We start from the raw sequence: 22,270 nt of genomic DNA, 5'->3' as shown, positions 1-22,270 counted from the left end.
CCTCGAACCAGAGGATCAGATCGTCATGACCCAGGAAGTGCAGAGCGCGGGCGCGCTTACCCGATCGAACAAGGACGCCAGGGGGCGCCTGAGCCCCGCCCTGGTGCTGGCGGGTGCCCTTGCCGCGCTGGTCGGCGTGGCCTGGTTCCAGAACCGCCAGGGCGAGGCCGCACTTAGGGAGCGGACCGCCAAGCGTCTTCGCCCTTCAACAAAGGCAGATTGATCCATGCGCATCCATCACCTGAATTGCGGAACCTGCTGCCCGGTCGGCGGTCGCCTGTTCGACGGCAAGAGCGACGGCCCGCTCGGCCACCTCGTCTGCCACTGCCTGCTGATCGAGACCGACGCCGGGTTGGTGCTGGTCGACACCGGCTTCGGCACTCGCGACGTTGCCCACCCGCTGCGCCGGTTGTCGCCGTTCTTCCTCACGCTGAACAACATCCAGTTGCGTCGCGAGGAAACCGCGGTGGCGCAGGTGCGGGCACTCGGGTTCGATCCGGCGGATGTGCGGCATATCGTCGTCACGCATCTCGATTTCGATCACGCCGGTGGGCTGGAAGACTTCCCGAACGCAGCCGTGCACGTCACCGCGCGCGAGAAGGAAGTCGCGGATGAACGCGCTGGCGGCGCTTTTGTCGGGACCCGCCGCTACCGGCCGCAGCAGTGGGACGATATGCAGGACTGGCGCCTCTATCCGCTGGGCGGGGGTGAGCGCTGGTTCGGGTTCGACGCCGTTCGCGACCTCGACGGGCTGCCGCCCGAGATCCTGCTAGTACCGCTCGCGGGACACACTTGGGGCCATGCCGGGGTTGCGGTACGCGAAGACAGTGGCCGCTGGCTGCTCCATGCGTCGGACGCCTATTTCTATCGCGGCGAGATCGGGTCGGAGACATACTCCTGCCCGCCGGCGCTGCGCGGCTATCAGCGGATGATGGAGGTGGACCGCGCAGCGCGCCTCCAGAACCAGGCGCGGCTTCGCCGGCTCTCGCTCGACCATGCCGACGATGTCCGCATCTTCTGTGCACACGACCCGGTCGAGTTCGAACTGCTGGCGCCGGAACGTCCCTGAGCGGCCGGCGCCGCCGCAAGCCGGCGGCGCCGCCCCCTCGCTACGCTTCGGATGGCACCGGCGCGTCGGCGGGGATCAGCCCTTCGTGGCGCAGATCGTCCCAAACTGCCGCCGGAACCGTTGCTGCCATCAGTCGCGCGTTTTCAGCGACCTTCTCGGGCCGCTTGGCACCCGGGATGATCGCCGCAACGACGGGGTGGGCAGCGCAGAACTGCAGCGCGGCCGATCGGATGTCGGCACCGTGCAGCTCGCACACGGCAGCGATCCGATCGCGCTTCTCGATCATCTCGGGCGGCGCTTCCTGATATTCGAAGTTGCGGCCACCCGCGAGCAAGCCGCTGTTGTACGGGCCGCCCACAACGACGTGCACGCCGCGTTCGGCGCACATCGGAAACAGCCGTTCGAGCGCCGGCTGGTTGAGCAGGCTGTAGCGGCCGGCGAGCAGGAACACGTCCGGATCTGCTTCTTCGAGCGCACGGACACAGGGTTCCGTGCGGTTCACGCCTAGACCCCAGCCCTTGATCACGCCCTGCGCGCGCAAGTCGTCGAGCGCACGGAACGCGCCTTTGCGGGCAACCTCGAACTGCTCGGTCCAGGCGTCGCCCAGATGGTCGGGTGCGAGATCGTGGACATAGGCGATGTCGATCTGGGCGAGGCCGAGCCGCTGGCAGCTATCCTCGATCGAGCGGACGGTTGCGTCACAGGAGTAATCGACCTCCACCCGGAACGGCAGTCCCTCCTTGAACGGCGGGTTCTCGGGCCGGCTGGCATCCGGACGGAGCAGGCGGCCGACCTTGGTGGAGAGCACGAATGCCGCGCGCGGATAGTGCCGCAGGACGGTGCCGAAGCGATGCTCCGACAGGCCGCTGCCGTAATGGGGTGCGGTGTCGAAATAGCGGACGCCGCTGTCCCAGGCAGCGACCAGCGCCGCCTCCGCAGTCGCCTCATCCACGACGTCGAACATGTTGCCAAGCGGAGCACCGCCGAAGCCGAGCGGTCCGGGGGGAGCGAAATGGGCCATGAGATCCTCCTGGAAGTGGGTCGCTGACAAAGCGCCACCGCCGCCGCATCGTTCCCACTCCGAAGGCCGTCGAAGGCCGTCCATTTTGTTGAACGGTGCCAGAGCCTAGTGGAAAAGTTTTGCCGGCCGTCCGGTAAGTGGATTGGCGGTGTTGTCCTGCGATTGAGTTTGGCAATCTACTCAAGTGCAAAATAAAAGCTGACTGATAGAACCGAGTATATTCTGCGATAGACGGCTGGTGCATCTGGCACTTTGCGCCTTTCGGGTGTTTCAGGAGATTCGATGATCCGTCCGCTTCTGCTTGTCTCTGCGTTGTTCGCTGCGCAGCCCGTGCTGGCCAAGGACGCGCCGATCCCCCGTATCGAGAGCCGGAATGGCCGGCATGCACTGATCGTGGATGGTGCGCCGTTCACCATCCTGGGCGGGCAGGTGAACAACTCGTCCAATTATCCGGAAGCGCTCAAGACCGCGTGGCCGGTATTGGACCGGATCGGCGCCAATACGGTGGAGGTCCCGATCGCCTGGCAGCAGGTGGAGCCGGTAGAAGGAAAGTTCGACCTTTCCTTCCTGCAGGCACTCCTCGATCAGGCGCGCGCGCATGACAAGCGGGTCGTGCTGCTGTGGTTCGGCACCTGGAAGAACACCGGCTTCAGCTACACGCCCGATTGGGTGAAGCTCGACAAGCGTCGGTTCCCGCGCATGACCAGGAGGGACGGCAGCGATCACGACGTCCTCAGCGCGCATGGCCAGGCGACGCTGGACGCGGACCGGCGCGCGTTTGTGAAGGTGATGGAGTATCTGCGCGATCACGATCGCCAGAATACGGTGATCCTGGTCCAGCCGGAGAACGAGACAGGCAGCTACCGGAACCCACGCGATTATTCTCCGGCGGCAAACCGGCTCTTCGCACAGCCCGTCCCCCAGGCGCTGGCAAAGGCAACCGGCAAACGCGGCACCTGGACGCAGGCGTTCGGCGCCCAGGCCGACCGCGCGTTCAACACCTGGTATGTCGCCTCGTTCGTCGATGCGATCGCGGCGGCTGGCAAGGCGGTGAAGCCGCTGCCGATGTACGTCAACGCATCGCTGGCCGGGCCGTCCAACGTGCCGGACCCCGACGGCGTGGCGAGCGGCGGGCCGCAGCAGGACGTGCTGGACATCTGGAAGGCGGCCGCCCCGCACATCGATTTCCAGGCACCGGATATCTACGACCGCACCTCTGCCAACGTCGCCCAGTACCTCGACAAATATGCGCGGCCGGACAACGCGTTGATGGTGCCCGAGATCGGCAACGCGCGTGACTTTCACCGGTTCGTCTATCCGGCGCTCGGGCGCGGCGGCATCGGCTATGCGCCGTTTGGAACCGACGACAGCGGCTATTTCAACTATCCGCTAGGCGCGCGCGACATCAGTGACGAAACGCTGGCAGCGCTCGCACTCGCCTATCGCCAGTTCGGCTCGATCATGCGCGACTGGGCACGCATCGCCTTTGAACGGCCGACCTGGGGTGTCGCCAAGCCCGACGATGGCGCCGAACAATCAACCCGGATGGGCGACTGGACGATCAAGGCTTCCTGGGGCGAGTGGCAGTTCGGCTTCAAGCATTGGGAGTGGCTGAAGTCCAATCCCGCGCCATGGGCGAAGGAGCCCATCGGCGGCGTCGCCATCGCCCAGCTTTCGCCCGACGAGTTTCTGGTGGTCGGCAGCCACGTCCGCCTGCAGTTCGAGGGGGAGGGCGGCATGGTCTTGCGGGTGGAGGAGGGGGCATTCCGCGAAGGTCGCTGGGCGATGTCCCGCATCTGGAACGGCGACCAGACGGACTATGGCATCAACCTGATCGATCGCCCGCAGGTGCTGAAGGTCACCATGGGCCGCCCCCGCTAGGCGCAGCCCGTACGCGAGGAGGCGGCATCGCGCTCCTCGTTGCGCTCCTATCGCTCCACGCCGAAGCGCCACACGGTGGTCGACCGGAACAGCTTGCCGGGGCGCAGGACCGTGGTCGGAAACTCCGGGTGGTTGGGACTGTCTGACAGGTGCTGCGTCTCCAGCGCCACGCCGTCATAGGCCTGCAGGAATTTGCCGCTGGGTCCGCGGTCGCGGCCGTCGATGTATCCGCCGGTGTAGACCTGGATGGAAGGCTCGGTGGTCTCCACTACCAGCGTACGGCCGGACTTCGGGTCGTCCAGCCGCGCCACGGGACGCAGGGCGCCCGGTGGCTTGGCAAAGATCCAGGCATGGTTGTAGCCGCGGTCGCCCATCGGCGGAGTCCGGCTGTCGATGCCGTCGCCCAGTGGCCGCGGGACCCGCAGGTCTAGCGGGGTGCCCGCAACCTCCGGGAAAGCGCCGGTCGGGATGCCGCCCGCGTCGGTGGCGACATAGCGCTCCGCCATCACCTGCAGCCGTTGCGCGCGGATCGACCCGCTGCCTTCGCCGGCCAGGTTGAAATAGGCGTGGTTCGTAAGGTTCAGCGCGGTCGGCTTGTCGGTCCGCGCTTCATAGTCGATCCGCATCGCGCCGCGACCGATCAGGCGATAGGTGACCGCCACTCGAAGCCTGCCGGGAAAGCCCTGGAAGCCGTCCGGGCTTTCGAGCTCGAAGGTCACCGCCTTCGGGCTGCGGCTGGCCACGCGCCATTCCTGCGTGTCGAACTTGGCCCTGCCGCCGCCGTGCAGCGCGTTCGGCCCGTCGTTCGGGACCAGTTGCACCGGTTTGCCGTCGATCGTGAAGCGGGCCCCCGCGATCCGGCCGGCATAGCGCCCGATGGTCGATCCGAACGATACCTTGCCGTTCTTCGCGCGGAACTCCGCCGGGGTCGCAAATCCCAGCAGGATGTTCTCCATCTTGCCGTCCCGGTCCGGGACCTCGATCTGCGTGACCGTGGCGCCGAACGGGAGGAGACGGACGATCATGGTCTCGTCGCGCAGCTCGACAGTGTCGTCCTGCGCCTGGGCCGCGCCCGACAGGGTTAGGAATGCTGCACCAAGCCATCCGAGCTTCATGTCCCGTCTCCCCGCCTTGAACCACGGCCCTCCGGCGTCAGCGTCCGACGACGCGGACCAGCGGCTCCAGCGCCTGTCCGGTCGGCAGCTTCCCTGCCGCCGTCAGCCTTCCGGCGCGATCGTCCCAGCGTAGAGCAACCCCGCCGGCCGCCTTCTTATAGGCTTCGGTCCGACCATCGTCGTCGTAGAGCATCGCCGTCCCATCCCGGCCCGGGAAGACGCGCAGTTCCTTCAGCATCTGGCGCGTGGCGGTGCTGGGAACCTGCTCGCCGAGGGGTACGATGGAGCCGGCGCGTACGAACAACGGCATCTTGTCGATGGGGGCGGCGGTCTCGATCCAGGTGCCGCCGGGGTGCCTGGCGTTGGTCCACCAATCGTACCACTCGGTGCCCGCGGGCAGGTAGACGCGGCGCGTCGTCGCGCCCTGCTCCGTCACCGGCGCCACCAGGAAGGCGGGGCCGAACATATATTCGTCGCCGATCCCCGCCGTGTTCGGATCTCCCGCGAAGTCCATCCACAGCGGCCGCATATAGGGCGCGCCGGTCTCGTACGTCTGCCGCGCGAGCGGGTAGATGTAGGGGATCAGTGCGTAGCGCAGCCGCAACCAGTCCGCGAGCACGGGCTCGGCGGCACGGCCGAAGTCCCATAGCGAGGAGCCCGGCCGCTGGCCGTGGAGACGCAGCGTCGGCGTGAAGACGTTGTACTGGAACCAGCGGACGAACAGTTCCGGATAGTCGACATAGCCCGGGTTCATCGCGGTCGCGCCGGCTGGGTCGAGCAGGGGCGGGTGCACGGCCTTGGGCCCCTGCGGATACTGCCATCCGCCCGTGTCGCTGGACCAATTCGCGATCCCCGAGGCGGTCATGTTGAGCCCCGTCGGCACCTGTCGCCGCAACGCCTCCCACGTGGATTCCACGTCCGAGGACCAGAAGAGCGATCCGCTCGCCTGGGCTCCCAGATAGGCAGCCCGAGCGAGGATCAGGTTGCGCTTGTTCGGGAAATCGCGCGCCGCCCCTTCCGCGACGCCCATCGTGTGCACCAGCGGATAGAGGTTGTGATAGCGGTCGCCGGAGCCGATCGAATAGAAGTTGCCGGTCGGCACCAGGTCCGGCTCGGTCTCGTCCAGCCACAGATAGTCGAAGCCTTGGCTGAGGATGTTGTCGCGAACTGTGTTCCAGAACCAACCACGCGCCTCTGGATTGGTGGAATCGATGAGCGCGCCGGCGCGGTCGGAGCGGAACGGCAGCCCGTCGACCGCCTTGCCCTGCTTGTCCTTGAGCAGCCAGCCCTTGGCCGCAAGCATGTTGAAGTAGCGGCTTTCCTGCTCGAACCGCGGCCAAACCGAAATGATCGACTCCATGCCCGCGGCGTGGAGGCGATCGTTCATGCCCTTTGGATCGGGGAAGAAGTTCCGATCAATGTCGATCTGCCCCATGCGGGTCCAGTAGAACCAGTCGAGCACGATGATGTCGAGCGGCAGGTTACGGGCGCGATAGCCGTTCGCCACGTCCTCGAGCTCCTGCTGGCTCTCGTATCGCGCCTTGGACTGGATCAACCCGAATGCGGCCTTCGGCGGCAGCGGGGTCTTGCCGGTCAGCTTCGCATAGCCGGCGTAGAGGTCGTCCGTCTTGTCGGCGACGACCACGAAGAACGACACGCGCTCACCCACCTGGCTATGGAAGCGGGTCTTCCCGTGCAGCCCGGGCGACACCGTCAGCGCCGACGGATTGTCCCACATGATGCCATAGCGCTTGCTGCTGACTAGATAGGGGACACAGACCTGTTCGCCTGCGGGCGCGTCATACCAGTGCTTGCAGTCGATCGTGCGGCCCTTCAGGTCCAGGATTCCTTCCTGGTTCTGGCCGAGGCCGTAGAAATGCTCGTCCTCGTCGGCCGCAAAGGTCGCGCCCGCGCGGAACGTCGCCTCGCCATTGACGGTATGGGGCGCCATCTCCCAGCCCCGCATCGCGATCTCCCGCCCGTCCGGGGTCCGGACGCTGACGGAGACCGGCGGCAGGGAAGAGGCAAAGTAGCGCTGCATCTGGCTCGGCGCGCCGGGCCACGGCTGGGCCTTCACCGTCAGCGTCATCGCGCCCGAGGTGAAGATGTCGCCCGTCGCGTCGGTGCTGTGGCGCCAGCCGGCAAGGTCGGGCTGCGCGATGATCCCGGGGCCAGCGCCTCCGGCCGACGTGCCGGTGTCGAGCGCGATCGTGACGCGCACGATGTTCGGGGCATAGGGCTCGATCGAGACCTTGCTACCGTGGCGATCGACGGTGGCCATCGGCTGAGCAACCGCTGGGACCGTTGTCATCGCAAAAACCGCCGCCGGTAGTGCCGCCTGTACCAGACCCCTCACGCTAATCTCCCCGCTTCTTCGCCGCTGTGTCTCGGGCGCTTGCTGCAACTATACCCGCATCATGTGCTGGCGATAGGACTCAAAGGTCGAATACCGAAGTAGAGCAAGGACCGCGAAGGTGTGCGGGCGACCGCGCCGAAATACAGCGAGCGTCGGCAGGCAATCGAGCTGCGGATCATCTGGCAGGGCGGGAGCGGAGGCATAATTGGAAAAGTCCCCGCGGCTTGTTCTGCCGCTGATTCCACAAAACGCTTCTTCTATTTTGACACCGGCGTCTCGCTCGTCGAGAGTAGTCGTCGAACAAGCTCATCCGACGAATGGGCACAATCAAGAATGGGGTGGATATGAAGGCCAACATGATGTTTGGAATCGTGGCGCTTGGGGTTGCGGGGGGCGCATCCGCCGCCTCTGCTGCGCCCAAGGCTTCGAACTCCGTCTACCTCACGGCTCCGGAAGAACCGAACGCGATCGTCGTGAAGGGTGTTGGCGATGGCCGTGCCGATGATACCCAGGCGATTCAGCAGGCGATCGATGCCGCGATCGCTACGGGCGGGACCAAGGGTGGCATCGTTTACCTGCCCTCCGGCCGCTACCGGGTAAGCCGTACCGTCCTTCTCCGCTCTGCCGTGCGCGTGTTCGGAGTGGGCAAGACCCGTCCGGTGATCGTGCTGGCCGACAATACGCCGGGATATGCGGACGGGATCGCCGCCGTCGTCAGCTTCACGGGCGATGACCAGTATCGCGCGGGCAAGCCGCCGATCCCGCCGCCCACGACCCGGCCCTTCGACCCGACCGTCTTTGATGCCACCCAGACGACCTTCTATTCGGCTCTGTCCAACGTCGACTTCGAGATCGGACAGGGTAACGCTGGCGCGGTCGCCGTCCGCTTCCGCGTCGCGCAGCACGCCTTTGTCCGTAACGCAGACTTCCACCTCGGGTCTGGCTTTGCCGGTCTCTACCAGGTTGGAAACGCCAGCGAGAACCTGCGCTTTTTCGGGGGCCGATATGGTATCGTTACCGAGAAGACGTCGCCGGCCTGGCAGTTCACGCTGCTCGACTCCGAATTCGAGGGTCAGCGAGAGGCGGCGATCCGCGAGCACGAGGTTGGCCTGACGCTTGTCAACGTCGCGATCCGGAACACGCCTATCGGTATCAAGATCGACCGCGGCTATTCGGACTCGCTGTGGGGCAAGAACGTTCGGTTCGAGAATGTGTCGAACGCGGGTGTCGAGATCGCGACCGAGGACAGCGTGTTCACTCAGGTCGGGTTCGACAACGCGGTCGGCATCAACACGCCGACCTTTGCGCGCTTCAGCGAGAGCGGGAAGACCATCGCCGGGCAGGGGGCGGTGTGGCGCGTGCAGGACTTCTCCTACGGCCTGAAGCTGCCGGCGCTCGGCACGGTCGGGAGCTACGCCACCGACATTACCATGGTGCCGCTGAAGTCAAAGCCGGCCCGCCCGGCGCCCGCATTGCGGCAGCTGCCGCCGGTCAGCACCTGGGTGAACGCGCGATCCCTGGGCGCCAAGGGTGACGAGACCACCGACGATACGGCGGCCCTGCAGCGTGCGATCGACAACAATCGGGTCGTCTATCTTCCCACCGGCCGGTATCGGGTCTCCAACACGCTGAAGCTGCGGCCGGACAGCGTCCTGGTCGCGCTCCATCCCAACCTGACGCAGATCACGATCGCCAACGACACGCCGGCCTATGCCGGCACCGGCACTGCCAAGGCGATGATCGAGAGCGCCAAGGGCGGCAATGCGATCCTGGCCGGCGTCGGGCTGTGGACCGGTTCGGTCAACCCGCGTGCCACGGCATTGCTGTGGAAGGCCGGTGAGGCCTCGATGGTCAACGATGTTCGGATCCATGGGCCAGCGGTCCAGTTCGCCGGCAAGATGACCGGCGTGAACGATCCCGGCGCGCGCTGGGACGGCCAATATGCCAGCATCTGGGTGACGGACGGTGGCGGCGGGACCTTCTCCGGCATCTGGTCGCCCAATGGCCTGGCGTCGACCGGCTTCCTGGTGACCGACACCAAGACGCCCGGGCATGTCTATGAACTGTCGGCGGAACACCATTTCCGCAACGAGATCGTCCTGCGCAATGTGGAAAATTGGGAGTTCCTCGCGCCCCAGACGGAGCAGGAAGTCCGGGACGGCGTCAACGCGGTATCGACCGAGTTCCACAACACGCGCAACATCCTGTTCGCGAACTACCACAGCTACCGCGTCACGCGCTCGGCCAAGCCGATGGATACGGCCATTCGCCTGTTCGGATCGAACGACATCCGCTTCCGCAACGTCCATGTGAATGCCGACAACAGCTTCGCGCACTGCGATGCCAAGGGCTGCGGCACGTTCACGCGTGCGAGCAAGTTCCCGTTCGAAAACGCGATCAAGGACATGAAGGGCGGCCAGGAAGTCCGGGAGCGGGAGTTCGCACGGCTTGATGTGTCAACGTCGGCCAGCCAGCCCGCGACGGCGTCCGGGGCGGCAATCCCGGTCACACGCGGTGTCACGAAGCTTGCCGATGGTTTCTACTCGATCGGTGGCGGCGCGACGGACTCCAAGGGCAAGCTGTACTTCATCGACCGGTTCTTCAACCGCATCCACGGCTGGTCCAAGTCCGAAGGGCTCACCATCCTGACCGATGCGCCACTCGATCCGGTAAACCTCGCCGTCGACAAGTCGGATAACCTGCTAGTCCAATCTTCCGCCGGCCGCGATAGCACCGTCTACAGCATCGCGCCGGACCGGCCGCAGCAGGTGCGCATCATTGCGGCGACGCCCACCCGTGCGCGTCCGGGCGCCCGCACCTTGCTGCCGGTCAATGTCTGGGCGAACGGCGAGTTTGCCGATCGCATCGATCCGAAGACCTATGAATATCCGCCGCTCGCCGAATTCTTCCTGCAGAAGATGCGCGAGACAAAGGCGGAGGAGTATGTCTCACCGGACGGTTCGCTGGTGCTGCCGGCGTTCCGGACCTGGAACCAGGGACCGGAGGATCACCAGGGCTGGCGCTGGTCCGACACGCTCGACGCCTATGGCTGGGTCAGCGCAAAGCCGGGCGAACCGCTATTCCTGACGAACGCGTCCGAGAACCGCACCTACAGCGGTGTGGTCGGCGAGGGCGGGGCGCTTCGCGACCTGCGCGTCGTCGCGGATCGTGGCGGCGAAAGCGTGACGCGGGATACGGCGGGCAATCTGTACGTCGCGAACGGCCAGGTCTTTGTCTACGGGCAGGACGGGAAGCTGATCCGCCGTATCGATGTGCCGGAGCGGCCGCTGCAACTGATCGTGGGCGGAGAGGACCAGAACCAGCTGTTCATCCTGACGCACCACTCCCTCTACACGATCGGGATTTGAGAGATGGCGTTGTCCCCTCGCGGCGGAAGTCCCGTCGCGTGGGGCGCACTACCGCCCTCAGGGCGAAGATCAGTTAATCGAGAGAATCATGTCCGTGCCTGGGTCTTGCGGCGAGCAAAGAGGCAGGAGCTTTCGCTTTGGTTGCGACGACTAACTCGGAACGTAAGGACTGGATGTAACGGGTCGCGGCGAAGATCTGTTCAGCCGCAACACCCTTGCCGCGATACGAGGCGGGGCAAGACCAAAGTAGCGAGGAGGGCCTTCCGGCGCACCTCTGTCACCCAAATCGACAAGCGCAGAATTCCTGAGAACTCTGGCCTGGCGATGGTGACCCCTACGGGAATCGAACCCGTGTTTCAGCCGTGAAAGGGCCGCGTCCTAACCGCTAGACGAAGGGGCCGTTGCCGGTCGCGGCGAACTAGGCGGAAGCCGGCGATCGGTCAAGCGGGTGTTTGCGATTTTTGTTTCGGTGGCCGTTCAATCGACCCAGGCGGCGTCCTCGATATGGAGTTCGGCGGCAGGGCGGCTGCCCCAATCATCGATCTTTGCGCGGCCGGCCAGCCACAGGCGGCGGTGGGGCGGAGCGCCCAGTAGGGCCATGCCGAGGGGGGTGTCGGCCTGGCGGAACGCCACGGCCTTCAGGCTGCGGCCATCGTCACCGGCCACCGTCAGGCGGACATGGCCGTTGCCGACCGTATCGGCGCGGATGACGCGAACCGGCCCGGCCGCGACGCGCGGGGCGGGCCAACCGACGCCATAGGGCCCGCCGACCTCCAGCGCCTCGACCAGCGTCGGGCTCACCCCGCCTGGGGCGAGGATCGCGTCGAACAGCAGCGCACGCTCACCACGGGCGCGCTCGACCGCGTCCGCAAGACTTTCGTGGAGATAATCGGCGAGGGCCGGGATGTTCTCTTCCGCGACGGTAATGCCCGCCGCCATCGCGTGACCGCCGCCCGCGTGCAGCAGCCCGCTGTCCTTGGCCGAGAGTACCGCCGCACCCAGATCGACACCGCTGATCGACCGGCCCGACCCCTTGCCGATGCCATTCTCGTCCACCGCGATCACCAACACCGGACGGCCGAGCTTTTCCTTGAGGCGTCCGGCGACGATGCCGATGACGCCGGCGTGCCAGCCGCGTCCCGCCACCACTGCGACGCCGCGTTCCTTCTGCGTCTCGCAGCGTTCCTCGGCCTCCGCCTGGACGATCGCCTCGATCGCGCGGCGTTCCTCGTTCAGGCGGTCGAGTTCTTCCGCGATCGCACGCGCCTCGTCCCGGTCCTGGGTGGTGAGCAGGCGCACGCCGAGATCGGAGCGACCGACGCGGCCACCCGCATTGATTCGTGGCCCGAGCGCGAAGCCAAGGTCGGAGCAGGTCGGCGCGCGCGTCAGCCGGGACGCTTCGATGAGCGCGGCCAGGCCCAGGTTGCGGCGCTGGGCCATGACCTTGAGGCCCTGCGCCACAAAGGCGCGGTTGAGGCCGCGCAGTTGCGCCACGTCTGCGACCGTACCCAGCGCCACCAGGTCGAGCAGTTCGATGAGCTTGGGCTCCGGCCGGCTGGTGAAGAACCCGCGGGACCGCAGCGTACGGAGCAGCGCCGCACCGAGGAGGAAGGCGACGCCGACAGCGGCGAGGTGGCCGTGCTCGGCGCCCTCCTGCTCATCCATGCGGTTCGGGTTCACCAGCGCGTGCGCATGGGGGAGGGCTGCGGCGCATTTATGATGGTCGACCACCACGACGTCCACGGCCGCCTCACGAGCGACGTCGAGCGCCTCGAACGCCTGGGCGCCGCAGTCGACGGTGACGATCAGGCTCGCGCCTTCTTCCTTGAGCCGCAGCAGCGCCGTGCCGGACGGGCCATAGCCCTCCGTCATCCGGTCGGGAATATAGGGGCGTGGTTCGATGCCGAGCTGGCGGAGCAGCAGCACCAGCAGCGCCGCAGAGGTGGCACCGTCGACGTCATAGTCGCCAAAGATCGCCACCTGCTCGCCTGCCAGCACGGCGTCGGCGAGACGATCCGCCGCCTTGTCCATGTCCCGAAAGATCGACGGGTCGGGCATGAAGCCGCGGATGCTGGGGCTGCGGTGTGCCTCCAGCGCCTCGCGCGGGCAGCCCCGCGCGAGCAGCAACTGGGTGACGAGGTCGTCGGGGGCGAAGCTGGCGTCGCAGGGGTCGGCGGCGAGGCCGCGCCAGCGCCAGGGTTGCCCGAGGATCGAGCGGTGAACGTTCAGTACGGGACGCATCGCACGCGCTTACGCGAAGCCAGGCGGGAAGGAAATCGCTTGGCGTTCCGTCACTTGACCCAGGGCCGCTCGCGAAACCATTTGGTGATGATGTATTTGGTGCCGCGCACCACCGCCATGCCCTCATGCAGGGTGAGCTTGTTGGGGCTGCCGTCGGGGTTCATGTTGTTCCACGCGACGAGCTGGCCGGGGTTCGGCTTGAAACGGACCCCCGCCTGAGGAAACCAGGTCGCGCCGCCTTGCTCGACCGTGTTCAGGAACACCATCGCGGTCCAGGTGCGCTGTCCGCCCTGTTGCTCCATGTCGGCCCAATAGGATTCGCCCTCATGGAAATAGTCGTGATGGGCGCGAAACTGCTGTCCCGGGGCATAGCGCTGCCCCTGGATCGTTTCCCCGAAGTTCGCCTCGATGCCGAGCAGGTCGGCGATGCGCTCATCGAGCGGCTGGATCTCGGGAGCCCAGCGGTCGAGATCGCAGCTGTCGCTCGTGCGGAAGTTGGGATCGTTGGATTGGGTAAGCAGGGTCGAGCGGCGGCTGCCGGCATCGATCGTGCGCATCAGCATCGCGCATTCGTCCGGACTCAGGAAGTCCGGGTGGATGAACATCTGAGCCGCGTCGGTCTTGGCGGCACGGACCTGGGGAAGGGCCTTCAGCCGCTCGGCAACGCTGGCCCCGAACGCTGCCCGCACGGGGGAAGGGGAGCCATGCGGACGGGTTGATTGCACCTTCATGACGGCGGTTCTTCAGACAAGCCGCCGCCGAACGCAAGAGGGCCCGGCAGTCGCCTGCCGAGCCCCCTTTTGCGCTGTGCGCCCGCTTACCAGAACAGGTCGTACACCGTGTCGACGACTTCGCCCGTTTCCAGGTCCACCAGCAGCGCGTCATTGTAATAGCGGACCCAGCGATAGGGGCCGTATGCTGGCGGCAGGCGGTAGGAATAGGGATCGTTGATCCAGTAGCTCGACCCGTACAGCATCGAGCCGACCGTCAGACCCACCGAGAAACGCTGATATCCATAATGATAGCCCGAGGGCGGATAGTAGCGCGGCAGGCGATAGACGTTGCGGTTCGTCTGGCGATAGCGGTTCCAGTCATAGCGGTTGTCGGTGCGCCAGCCCCGGCTCCACCCGCGCCGATCATTCCAATCCTGGCGATCACGGCCCGGATTGCGCCACCCGTCGTTGCGATCATAGGCGCGGGCCGGGCGACGATCGTTGCGATCAAGGCGATCGCCGGGGCGGCGGTCGCGATTGTCCCAGTTGCCGCCCGGGCGGCCAGGCTGCATGCCTGCACGGTCCGGCCGACCGTCGTTCCCATGGTAATCGGGGCGCCCGCCATTGCGGTCCGGCCGGCTTTCACCGCCCTGCCAGCGCTGTTGTCCGTCGCCGCGCGGACGTTCGAGCCCCTGCGGACGATCCCGACGCTGCGCCAGCTGCTCGCCGCGATCGGGGCGCTCGCCCTGGTAGTTGCGCTGCGGCGCCTGTCGGTCTGGCCGCGCCAGCTGCGGGCGGGCGTTCTGGAAGTCGCGCTGCGGCATCTGCGGGCGAGCCTGTTGCGGACGCTCGTTCTGGGCGTTCCGCTGCGGCATCTGCGGACGCGCCTGCTGCGGCCGCTCATTTTGGAAGTTGCGCTGCGGACGCTCGCCGCGGGGGGCGGAGCGGTCGCCGCCTCCGCGTGCTTCCCGCTGCGGCCGGTCACCGCGCTCCTGCGCCATTGCCGACGCAGGTACCAGCGCGGTGGCTGCCATCAATCCGATCAACAAAAACTTGGTCACTGCGCCTCTCCCAACCGGACCCGCCGGTTACGTTGACCCGGATTTAGACGAAGCGCGATGAGCCGTGGCTGAACTCGGGTGTCAGGAGTCCGAAAGGTTCAGGGCGGGGTGAGTGCCGGTACTGCGCGCGCAGCCTCGCCGCGATCCGTGCCCGGCCTGGGCGCGGGCTCCATCACCTCGTCCCCGCGGGCAATGCGCGCGGCGCGACGGACGGCTTCGCTCAGGCGCGGGTGGATGCCGCAGCGACACAGGTTGGTGAGCGCCTCTGCGATCTGTGCGTCCGAAGGGTCGCCGTTCGTCCGCAGCAGCGCCGCCGTCGTCATGACCAGCCCTGGAATGCAATAACCGCACTGGCCGAGGTTGGAGGCAAGAAACGCTGCCTGTACCGGATGGCTGCGGTCCCGCGACAATCCTTCGATCGTCGTGACGAAGCTGCCCTCAAGCGCGCCGATCGCCACCTGGCAGGATCGCACCGCCTCGCCATCCACATCGACGGTGCAGGCGCCGCATTCTCCTACGCCGCAGCCATATTTGGTGCCGGTGAGGTTCGATGCGTCGCGCAGGGCCCACAGCAACGGCGTGTCCGGATCGAGCTGATATTCGACGGGCTGGTTGTTGACGGTGAAGCGGCTCATGCGGGCGAGGTAGTAGCGCAGCCGGGCCCGGCGGGAAACGGCCTGTTTCCGCGGCGGGCGTTGTGTGCCGCACAGGTGGGGGCGACATAGCCTTCCATGACCATGCCCTCCCTTTTCATCCCGCACGGCGGCGGCCCCTGCTTCTTCATGAACCCGGGGGCGGAGCCTGACCCGATGTGGCGCCCGATGCGGGATTATCTCGCCGGACTGATTGCCAGCCTGCCCGAAAAGCCACGCGCGGTCCTGCTGATTTCAGGACATTGGGAAGAGGAAGACGCGACGCTCCATTTCGGCAACGGACAGCCGCTCCTCTATGACTATCATGGGTTTCCGCCGCACACTTACCAGCTCCAATGGGCCGCGCCCGGCGCGCCCGACGTTGCGGCGCGCGCCGCGGAGTTGCTGGGGCAGTCGGGCTTCGCGACGGGGATCGAGCGCACGCGCGGTTGGGACCATGGGGTGTTCATCCCGATGATGGTTGCCGTTCCCGGCGCGGACATTCCGCTCGTCCAGATGTCGCTGCAGACGGCGCTCGATCCGGCGGAGCATGTCGCGATGGGGCGCGCATTGTCCGCGTTACGCGACGAGGGCGTTCTGATCATCGGATCGGGGATGAGCTTCCACAACCTGCGCGAGCGGGGTCCGCAGGTGGTGCCGGCCTCGACCGTGTGGGACGCAGCGCTCACCGATGCTGTGACAGATTCGGACCCCAAGCGCCGCGCGGCGCGCGCCATCGATTGGGAAGCGCTCGCCAATGCGCGCTACGCCCATCCCCGGGAAGAGCATTTGCTCCCGCTGATGGTGGCGCTGGGCGCCGGCGGCGAAGATCTGGCCCATCTAGACTGGCGCGGCGAGGTCCTCGGCTGGGCCGTTTCGGCCTACCGCTTCGGCTGAACTGCTCCCGCCGCAATCTTTCACGCGCGATTATTTCGCATCAGCAGCATTTTACCCTTGAGATGTTGTATCATGGCCCGCTAGGAGGAGGGCGTTCCGATCGTGGGAGGGTATGAATGTCGTTGGGTCGTCTTCTTCTTGGTAGTGCAGCGCTGATCTGCGCGCTTCCGGCCAATGCGCGACCTGAGGCGGTGCTGGGCGAGAGCGCGCCTGCCGGCGAGAGTGTGGCGGCCGACACGGTGTCGGAGCCCGGGCAGGGGACGCCGCCCGGTGCCGACCACCAGGAAGTCGGTGCGAATATCGTCGTGACGGGCTCGCTCGGCCGGTCGAAGCTGGACCTGCTCGGCGGCACCACGGTGCTGAGCGGCGACGTGCTGACTCGGTCCCTGCGACCGACGCTGGGCGAGACGATGGCGCGCCAGCCGGGCGTCTCGGCCACCAGTTTCGGTCCCAACGCGTCGCGTCCGATCCTGCGCGGCCTTCAGGGCGATCGCGCCCGGGTGCTGACCGAAGGCATCGGCAGCTTCGACGTCTCGACCACCAGCGTCGACCATGCCGTCGCGATCAACCCCCTGACCGCGGACCGCGTGGAAGTGTTGCGTGGCCCGGCAGCCCTGATGTTCGCGCCTTCGGCAATCGGCGGCGTCGTGAACGTCGTCGACAACCGTATCCCGCGCCACATCCCCGACGAGCCTGTCCATGTCGACGCCATTGCCGGCTATGGCTCGGCCGCGAACGAGCGGACCGCATCCGCCAGCGTGGATGTGCCAGTAGCCGGCAAGCTCGTGGTTCACGTCGACGGCAGCTATACCAAGACCGACGATCTGGAGACGGGCGGCTATATTCTGGCGGGCCCGCAGCGCCGCGCCGCCGCTGCAAGCGCCGACTCGGAGGTGGCGGCGCTCGCCGACCTGCGTGGCAAGCTACCCAACAGCTCCGCCGAGACCTGGCAGGTCGCGGGCGGCGCCGCGATCGTGACGGACGGCGGCAATCTGGGCTTCTCGGTCTCCCACTTCGACAGCAATTATGGGGTTCCGATCCGCTACGCGATCGAGCCGGGTGAAGAGGCCGAGGCGGTCCGCATCGACATGCGCCAGACCCGGCTGGACCTGCGCGGGGAAGTCGAAACCGGCGGCTTTATCGACCGCCTGCGCTTCCGCGGCGGCATCTCCGACTATCGCCATGACGAGCTCGAGGACGATGGCGAGATCGGCACCAGCTTCTTCAGCCAGGGACTGGAGGCCCGGGTCGAGGCGGAGCAGGCGACGCGCGGCGGCTGGCGGGGCACCAGCGGTGCGCAGATGATGATCCGCACCCTCAATGTCGTCGGCGAGGAAAAGTACGTTCCCCGCAGCGAGACGCAGCAGTACAGCCTCTTCACCCTCCAGAGTGCCGACTTCGGCGCAGTGCGGGGCGAGCTTTCGGGCCGCTACGAGCACAGCATCGCCGTCGCGCAGCCGGACGCGGATCTTGGCAATGCGCGGCTGGAGCGTAGCTTTGATGCCTTCTCCGTTGCGGGGGGCGCCAGCATCGGTCTGGGCAGCGGCACGCGCCTGGGCCTGTCGCTGTCGCACAGCGAACGCGCGCCCACGGCCGAGGAACTGTTCGCCAACGGGCCGCACGCCGGCACCCAGGCGTTCGAGATCGGCGACCCGAACCTGCGCGTCGAGCGCAGCAATGGCATCGAAGCGACGCTGAAGGGCGGCGGCGACGGCTTCAACTTCAGCCTCGCGGCATATCACAACTGGTACGACGGCTTTATCTATGAGCAGCCGACCGGCGAGATCGAAGACGGCTTGCCCGTGTTCCGCACCGGCCAGGTCGATGCGCGCTTCTACGGCTTCGAGGCGGAAGCCTCGGCGCGCCTCGCGCAGTTCGGCAGCACGGCGATCGTCGTCGATGGCGTGGCCGATTACACGCATGCGCGGATCGTCGGCGGCGGCGCCGTGCCTCGCATTCCGCCGCTTCGACTGCTGGGCGGGATCGAAGCGCAGGGCCGGCTTGCACAGGCTCGGCTGGAGCTGGAGCACGTCACCAAGCAGGATCGCGTCGCCGAGTTCGAGACGCAGACCGGTGCCTATACGCTGGTCAATCTGGCGGTGACGCTCAAGCCCTGGGGCAAGGACAATCCGAACAGCCTGTCCCTGACAGCGAACAACCTGTTCGACGTGGTGGCGCGCCGCCACGCCAGCTACCTCAAGGATTATGCGCCGCTGGCCGGGCGTGACCTGCGGGTGACGGCACGGTTCGCCCTGTAATTCGCGGCGGCCGGGGCGGGACCGACCGCTCCGGCTCACGGTGCGCATACGAAAACGCGGCCGCTTCCCGGGGGAGGCGGCCGCGTTTCGTTTGGGCTCTTGCCTGAGCTGTCAGTTCAGCTCGGGCTGGAGCAGGCGGTGCAGCGGCACCACCACATATTTCATCTCGGCGTCGTCCACCGTGCGCTGCGCGGAGGCGCGCCAGGCCTTCTCGGCGCTCTCATAGTCGGGGAACAGCCCGACCAGGTCCACCTCGTCGAGGTTGACGAAGTCGAGGGTCTGGGGGTCGCTGACGCGGCCACCGAAAACGAGATGCATCTTGCTCATGCCGGCTCCTGATATGTGCTGCACCGCCGCATAGCGGCTGATGCCGCGCACTCAAGGGTGCAGTGGTGTTCAGACCTCGCTGCTACCGGTGACAGCCGATTTTCCGCCGTCTTTTGCGGCTTCGACCACGCTACCGAAGGCCTTGCGCAGGGTTTCCTTGGCGGCATCCTTGTCCGGGATGGCGCTGCTCAGCTGCTCCTTACCCGCCTCACGCGCGGCTGCGGCAGCGGCTACCGCGCCATCCGACAGGCGCTTGCCAAGCGGACCGAGCACCTTCTGCTCGCTCTCGGTCTTGGGAAGCAGCGCGCCGAGAACCGCGCCGAGGGCAATGCCGCCGGCCAGCACGGCGAGCGGGTTCGCTTCGATACCCTCGCCGGCGCGGGCAGCTGCAGTCGCCGCGCTCTCACGAGTCGCTTCATAGGCATGGCTGGCGCTGTCGCGCAGCGCGACGAGCTTACCGGCGTCCGCTTCCGACGTCGCGGGGGTCGAGGTGGTGTTGTTCGCGTTGGCGTTGGTGGTCATTCCACTTGTCCTTGCTTGGGCCGGCGAGAGCCGGTGATGATGTCAGGGGCGATCGGACGGCGGTGGGGACAGCTGGGGGCTTGCCACCGTCGCGGGTACCTTGGCGCGGGCCTTCTTCTGCTTGCGACGGCGACAAAGCGCCCCGATCAGCTTGGGTGTGACGAGCAGCGCGAGCAGCCCAGCCGCGCCGGCAGCAACCGCGCGTGGTTGTTGCTGCACGACCGCGACGCCTTGCTCCATTGCTGCAGAGGCCCGCTCCTTGACGCGATCGGCGACGTCCTCCGCGACCGTGCTCGGGTTCAGCCGAGACTTGATCGCGTCGACGGTGCCCAGCATCCGCGCCTTGGCAAGTTGCGCGTTGGCGCGGGCGGCGGCGATACCCGGGTGTTCGGTCACAGGCCGTCCCCCGAAAAGGCGCGGCCGAGCCGCGTCGCCGCGATCTTGCCGAGGATGCCGGCGATCGCCAGCGCGCCGATCACGACCACCGCGGTCGCGCCGCCGTTGCCGAGCGGGCCGCGCAGCACCAGGATCAACCCGACCAGCAGAGCCCCTATGGCCGCAAATGCGATCACAAGGGCGCCGATGCCGAGTGCAAGCCCGAGGATCGCGTCATTCTTGCGGGAGGCGGCGACCGCCTTCCACACGGCCAGCTCGGCCTGAACCCAGGCCTTGCTGTCGCCTACGAGCCGTTGAACCAGCTCGCCGACGCTTGCGTCGCTCCTGCTGCTGTCGCGCATGAAATCCACTCGCTGACGTCAGGCCTTGGAGGCCGTGTCGGTCGTGTCCGCCGTGCCGTCGACGCCCGCCTTGACGACGCGCGCCAGCACGAAGCCGAGCGCCGCCGCGGTACCGATGGCAACTGCCGGGCTCTTCCGGACAAAGCCGCGGACGTCTTCGATCAGCTCGTCGACTTCCTTGTCGCGCAGGGATTCGGAGAAGTCGGACAGCGTCTGCGCGGCCGAACGGGCATATTGGCCGTACTGCTCGCCCAGCTTCTCGTCGACGGTCGCAGCGGCATCCTCCATCATCTTGGAGAACTCGTCGAGCGCACCCGTCGCGCGCAGCTTGCCCTCATCGGCAAGGCCGCGGGCCCTTTCTGTCGCCTGCTGACCAAGCTTGCTCGCTTCGTCCTTCAGCGTCTGTGCCGCGCCCTTGGCCTTGGAAGCGGCGTCGCTTCCCTGTCCGGGAACATCGGTCGTCTTGAAGGTCGAATCATCACCGCCGGCCGGCTCAAAGCTGGCGGCGGCGGTGTTGGCGGTGCTGGAAGAGGGGGTGAACTCGACCTCGGTGTTTTTGCGGCCCGTGCTCGAAAGCGGGTCGGTCCGGTTGGTGTCGCTCATCGTGCGTTTCCCTTCGTGGTTCGACTTGAGAACCAAAGCGGACGACCGCGGTTCCCGATCCGCACGAATTGCCCCGCAAGAGGCAAGCGGATAGGGCTGCGCGCGATCGCCGGCAGCGTCCGGCCGAGAAGGTAGGGAGATCGTTACGTGACCGCAATCATCGACATCCATGCGCGCCAGATCCTGGACAGCCGTGGCAACCCCACCGTCGAGGTCGACGTGATGCTGGAAGATGGCAGCACCGGCCGTGCAGCCGTACCCTCGGGCGCATCGACTGGCGCGCATGAAGCCGTTGAGAAGCGCGACGGCGACAAGTCCCGCTGGATGGGCAAGGGCGTGCAGGGCGCGGTCGATGCGGTGAACGCCGACATCGCAGAGGTCGTGCTCGGCCTGGACGCGGAGGACCAGTCCGACGTCGATCGCGCGATGATCGAGCTCGACGGCACCCACAACAAGGGTCGCCTCGGCGCCAACGCGATCCTGGGCGTGAGCCTTGCGGTTGCGAAGGCTGCGGCGGACGCGCGCGGCCAGCCGCTCTACCGCTATGTCGGTGGGGTCGCGGCGCACGTGTTGCCGGTGCCGATGATGAACATCATCAACGGCGGCGAGCATGCCGACAATCCGATCGATTTCCAGGAATTCATGATCATGCCCGTCGGGGCGCCGAGCCTCGCAGAGGCGGTTCGCTGCGGGTCTGAGATCTTCCACACGCTGAAAAAGGGCCTGCACGACAAGGGTCTTGCGACGTCGGTGGGCGACGAAGGCGGCTTCGCGCCGAACCTTTCTTCCACCACCGATGCGCTCGACTTCATCATGACCAGCATCGAGAAGGCGGGGTATACCCCGGGCGATGATGTGATGCTCGCGCTCGACTGCGCCGCGACCGAGTTCTTCAAGAACGGCCGCTATGAGATGGTCGGGGAAGGCAAGTCGTTGTCGCCGGTCGAAATGGCCGATTACCTCGCCGACCTTGCGGCGCGATACCCGATCTTCTCGATTGAGGACGGCATGGGCGAAGATGATTTCGAAGGCTGGAAAGCGCTCACCGACAAGATCGGTGACAAGGTCCAGCTGGTCGGCGACGATCTGTTCGTCACCAATCCGGAGCGTCTGGCGATGGGCATCGGCAAGGGCCTGGCCAATTCGCTGCTGGTGAAGGTCAACCAGATCGGGACGCTCACCGAGACGCTGGAGGCGGTGAGCCTGGCGCAGCGTTCGTCCTACACGGCGGTCATGTCGCACCGTTCGGGCGAGACCGAGGATGCGACCATCGCCGACCTGGCGGTCGCGACCAACTGCGGCCAGATCAAGACCGGCAGCCTGGCGCGGTCGGACCGGCTCGCAAAGTACAACCAGCTGATTCGTATCGAGGAAGAACTGGGCAACGCGGCCCGGTACGCAGGCCGCTCGATCCTGCGCGGCTGATCGGTTCTGCCCGGGAGGCGCCGTTGTGCACCTCCCGGGCAACC

At 66.7% G+C, this 22,270-nt stretch carries 19 protein-coding genes and 1 tRNA gene; 7 read left to right on the top strand and 13 right to left on the bottom strand.

The genetic code is table 11. The features are described from left to right. Positions 1-25 precede the first annotated feature (25 nt). Both QP045_RS04835 and QP045_RS04830 read left to right on the top strand, forming a co-directional pair. Complete coding sequence (locus QP045_RS04835; RefSeq protein WP_422513825.1) at positions 26-223, top strand: hypothetical protein; 198 nt, start codon at positions 26-28, stop codon at positions 221-223. A gap of 3 nt (positions 224-226) precedes the next feature. Further along, on the top strand, positions 227-1,069 hold the full coding sequence (locus QP045_RS04830; protein WP_422513824.1) for an MBL fold metallo-hydrolase: 843 nt from the start codon (positions 227-229) through the stop codon (positions 1,067-1,069). A gap of 40 nt (positions 1,070-1,109) precedes the next feature. Here QP045_RS04830 and QP045_RS04825 read toward each other — a convergent pair whose 3' ends face one another. Next, positions 1,110-2,090 (bottom strand): aldo/keto reductase, encoded by a 981-nt coding sequence (locus QP045_RS04825; protein ID WP_422513823.1) that lies wholly within the window; start codon positions 2,088-2,090, stop codon positions 1,110-1,112. Positions 2,091-2,372: 282 nt separating this feature from the next. Between QP045_RS04825 and QP045_RS04820 the strand changes: the two genes are divergently transcribed. Then, a complete protein-coding gene (locus tag QP045_RS04820) occupies positions 2,373-3,971 on the top strand; it encodes a DUF5597 domain-containing protein (RefSeq protein ID WP_422513822.1) in 1,599 nt (532 codons plus the stop codon). 47 nt (positions 3,972-4,018) lie between these two features. On the opposite strand, the gene QP045_RS04815 is transcribed toward QP045_RS04820, so the two are convergent. After that, positions 4,019-5,086: an aldose epimerase family protein gene (locus QP045_RS04815; protein ID WP_422513821.1), complete on the bottom strand. Its 1,068-nt coding sequence runs from the start codon at positions 5,084-5,086 to the stop codon at positions 4,019-4,021. A gap of 37 nt (positions 5,087-5,123) precedes the next feature. After that, positions 5,124-7,397, bottom strand: a complete 2,274-nt coding sequence (locus QP045_RS04810; protein ID WP_422513820.1) for a TIM-barrel domain-containing protein — start codon at positions 7,395-7,397, stop codon at positions 5,124-5,126. A 401-nt stretch (positions 7,398-7,798) separates the two neighbouring features. On the opposite strand from QP045_RS04810, the gene QP045_RS04805 reads away from it, so the two are divergent. Continuing rightward, positions 7,799-10,810 (top strand): glycosyl hydrolase family 28-related protein, encoded by a 3,012-nt coding sequence (locus QP045_RS04805; RefSeq protein WP_422513819.1) that lies wholly within the window; start codon positions 7,799-7,801, stop codon positions 10,808-10,810. Between the two features lie 325 nt (positions 10,811-11,135). On the opposite strand, the gene QP045_RS04800 is transcribed toward QP045_RS04805, so the two are convergent. The 5 genes from QP045_RS04800 to QP045_RS04780 form a co-directional block, all read right to left on the bottom strand. After that, positions 11,136-11,210, bottom strand: a tRNA-Glu gene (locus QP045_RS04800). Between the two features lie 77 nt (positions 11,211-11,287). Continuing rightward, positions 11,288-13,051 (bottom strand): single-stranded-DNA-specific exonuclease RecJ, encoded by a 1,764-nt coding sequence (gene recJ / locus QP045_RS04795; protein WP_422513818.1) that lies wholly within the window; start codon positions 13,049-13,051, stop codon positions 11,288-11,290. A gap of 50 nt (positions 13,052-13,101) precedes the next feature. Then, positions 13,102-13,782: a prolyl hydroxylase family protein gene (locus QP045_RS04790; RefSeq protein WP_422513817.1), complete on the bottom strand. Its 681-nt coding sequence runs from the start codon at positions 13,780-13,782 to the stop codon at positions 13,102-13,104. An 86-nt stretch (positions 13,783-13,868) separates the two neighbouring features. Further along, positions 13,869-14,825, bottom strand: coding sequence for an RcnB family protein (locus QP045_RS04785; protein WP_422513816.1), 957 nt, complete (start codon positions 14,823-14,825; stop codon positions 13,869-13,871). Between the two features lie 98 nt (positions 14,826-14,923). Further along, positions 14,924-15,460 (bottom strand): (2Fe-2S)-binding protein, encoded by a 537-nt coding sequence (locus QP045_RS04780; protein ID WP_422513815.1) that lies wholly within the window; start codon positions 15,458-15,460, stop codon positions 14,924-14,926. 96 nt (positions 15,461-15,556) lie between these two features. On the opposite strand from QP045_RS04780, the gene QP045_RS04775 reads away from it, so the two are divergent. Both QP045_RS04775 and QP045_RS04770 read left to right on the top strand, forming a co-directional pair. Next, entirely contained in the window at positions 15,557-16,354 is a 798-nt protein-coding gene (locus QP045_RS04775) for a DODA-type extradiol aromatic ring-opening family dioxygenase (RefSeq protein ID WP_422513814.1), read from the top strand. A 116-nt stretch (positions 16,355-16,470) separates the two neighbouring features. Then, entirely contained in the window at positions 16,471-18,612 is a 2,142-nt protein-coding gene (locus tag QP045_RS04770; RefSeq protein WP_422513813.1) for a TonB-dependent receptor domain-containing protein, read from the top strand. A gap of 111 nt (positions 18,613-18,723) precedes the next feature. On the opposite strand, the gene QP045_RS04765 is transcribed toward QP045_RS04770, so the two are convergent. From QP045_RS04765 to QP045_RS04745, 5 genes are all read right to left on the bottom strand, one after another. Continuing rightward, positions 18,724-18,939 carry a DUF4170 domain-containing protein gene (locus QP045_RS04765; protein WP_422513812.1) on the bottom strand — a complete coding sequence of 72 codons (216 nt, stop codon included), beginning with the start codon at positions 18,937-18,939 and terminating at the stop codon, positions 18,724-18,726. Between the two features lie 69 nt (positions 18,940-19,008). Continuing rightward, the gene (locus tag QP045_RS04760) at positions 19,009-19,461 is read right to left on the bottom strand and encodes a hypothetical protein (RefSeq protein WP_422513811.1); all 453 of its coding nucleotides are present in this window, start codon (positions 19,459-19,461) and stop codon (positions 19,009-19,011) included. A 42-nt stretch (positions 19,462-19,503) separates the two neighbouring features. After that, positions 19,504-19,857 (bottom strand): DUF3618 domain-containing protein, encoded by a 354-nt coding sequence (locus QP045_RS04755; RefSeq protein WP_422513810.1) that lies wholly within the window; start codon positions 19,855-19,857, stop codon positions 19,504-19,506. Continuing rightward, on the bottom strand, positions 19,854-20,198 hold the full coding sequence (locus QP045_RS04750; protein WP_422513809.1) for a phage holin family protein: 345 nt from the start codon (positions 20,196-20,198) through the stop codon (positions 19,854-19,856). The genes QP045_RS04755 and QP045_RS04750 overlap by 4 nt, the downstream gene beginning before the upstream one ends. Positions 20,199-20,216: 18 nt before the next feature. Continuing rightward, complete coding sequence (locus tag QP045_RS04745) at positions 20,217-20,801, bottom strand: hypothetical protein (protein WP_422513808.1); 585 nt, start codon at positions 20,799-20,801, stop codon at positions 20,217-20,219. Between the two features lie 147 nt (positions 20,802-20,948). Here QP045_RS04745 and eno point away from each other — a divergent pair, with 147 nt between their 5' ends. Next, positions 20,949-22,226: a phosphopyruvate hydratase gene (gene eno, locus QP045_RS04740; RefSeq protein WP_422513807.1), complete on the top strand. Its 1,278-nt coding sequence runs from the start codon at positions 20,949-20,951 to the stop codon at positions 22,224-22,226. The last annotated feature ends 44 nt before the right edge of the window (positions 22,227-22,270 follow it).

It is taken from the genome of Sphingomonas sp. 3-13AW, assembly GCF_049311085.1.
Taxonomy (GTDB): domain Bacteria; phylum Pseudomonadota; class Alphaproteobacteria; order Sphingomonadales; family Sphingomonadaceae; genus Sphingomonas.
The sequence above is the reverse complement of the archived record's forward strand: the minus strand, read 5'-3'. Positions and strand labels throughout refer to the sequence as shown.

Bases quoted from the DNA above. Each gene is read 5' to 3' on its own strand.
- QP045_RS04750 (WP_422513809.1), bottom strand. From the start codon at position 20,198: ATGCGCGACAGCAGCAGGAGCGACGCAAGCGTCGGCGAGCTGGTTCAA.
- QP045_RS04770 (WP_422513813.1), top strand. From the start codon at position 16,471: ATGTCGTTGGGTCGTCTTCTTCTTGGTAGTGCAGCGCTGATCTGCGCG.
- QP045_RS04805 (WP_422513819.1), top strand. From the start codon at position 7,799: ATGATGTTTGGAATCGTGGCGCTTGGGGTTGCGGGGGGCGCATCCGCC.
- QP045_RS04815 (WP_422513821.1), bottom strand. From the start codon at position 5,086: ATGAAGCTCGGATGGCTTGGTGCAGCATTCCTAACCCTGTCGGGCGCG.
- QP045_RS04790 (WP_422513817.1), bottom strand. From the start codon at position 13,782: ATGAAGGTGCAATCAACCCGTCCGCATGGCTCCCCTTCCCCCGTGCGG.
- QP045_RS04835 (WP_422513825.1), top strand. From the start codon at position 26: ATGACCCAGGAAGTGCAGAGCGCGGGCGCGCTTACCCGATCGAACAAG.
- QP045_RS04830 (WP_422513824.1), top strand. From the start codon at position 227: ATGCGCATCCATCACCTGAATTGCGGAACCTGCTGCCCGGTCGGCGGT.
- QP045_RS04765 (WP_422513812.1), bottom strand. From the start codon at position 18,939: ATGAGCAAGATGCATCTCGTTTTCGGTGGCCGCGTCAGCGACCCCCAG.
- QP045_RS04825 (WP_422513823.1), bottom strand. From the start codon at position 2,090: ATGGCCCATTTCGCTCCCCCCGGACCGCTCGGCTTCGGCGGTGCTCCG.
- QP045_RS04760 (WP_422513811.1), bottom strand. From the start codon at position 19,461: ATGACCACCAACGCCAACGCGAACAACACCACCTCGACCCCCGCGACG.
- QP045_RS04820 (WP_422513822.1), top strand. From the start codon at position 2,373: ATGATCCGTCCGCTTCTGCTTGTCTCTGCGTTGTTCGCTGCGCAGCCC.
- recJ (WP_422513818.1), bottom strand. From the start codon at position 13,051: ATGCGTCCCGTACTGAACGTTCACCGCTCGATCCTCGGGCAACCCTGG.
- QP045_RS04780 (WP_422513815.1), bottom strand. From the start codon at position 15,460: ATGAGCCGCTTCACCGTCAACAACCAGCCCGTCGAATATCAGCTCGAT.
- QP045_RS04775 (WP_422513814.1), top strand. From the start codon at position 15,557: ATGACCATGCCCTCCCTTTTCATCCCGCACGGCGGCGGCCCCTGCTTC.
- QP045_RS04745 (WP_422513808.1), bottom strand. From the start codon at position 20,801: ATGAGCGACACCAACCGGACCGACCCGCTTTCGAGCACGGGCCGCAAA.
- QP045_RS04810 (WP_422513820.1), bottom strand. From the start codon at position 7,397: ATGACAACGGTCCCAGCGGTTGCTCAGCCGATGGCCACCGTCGATCGC.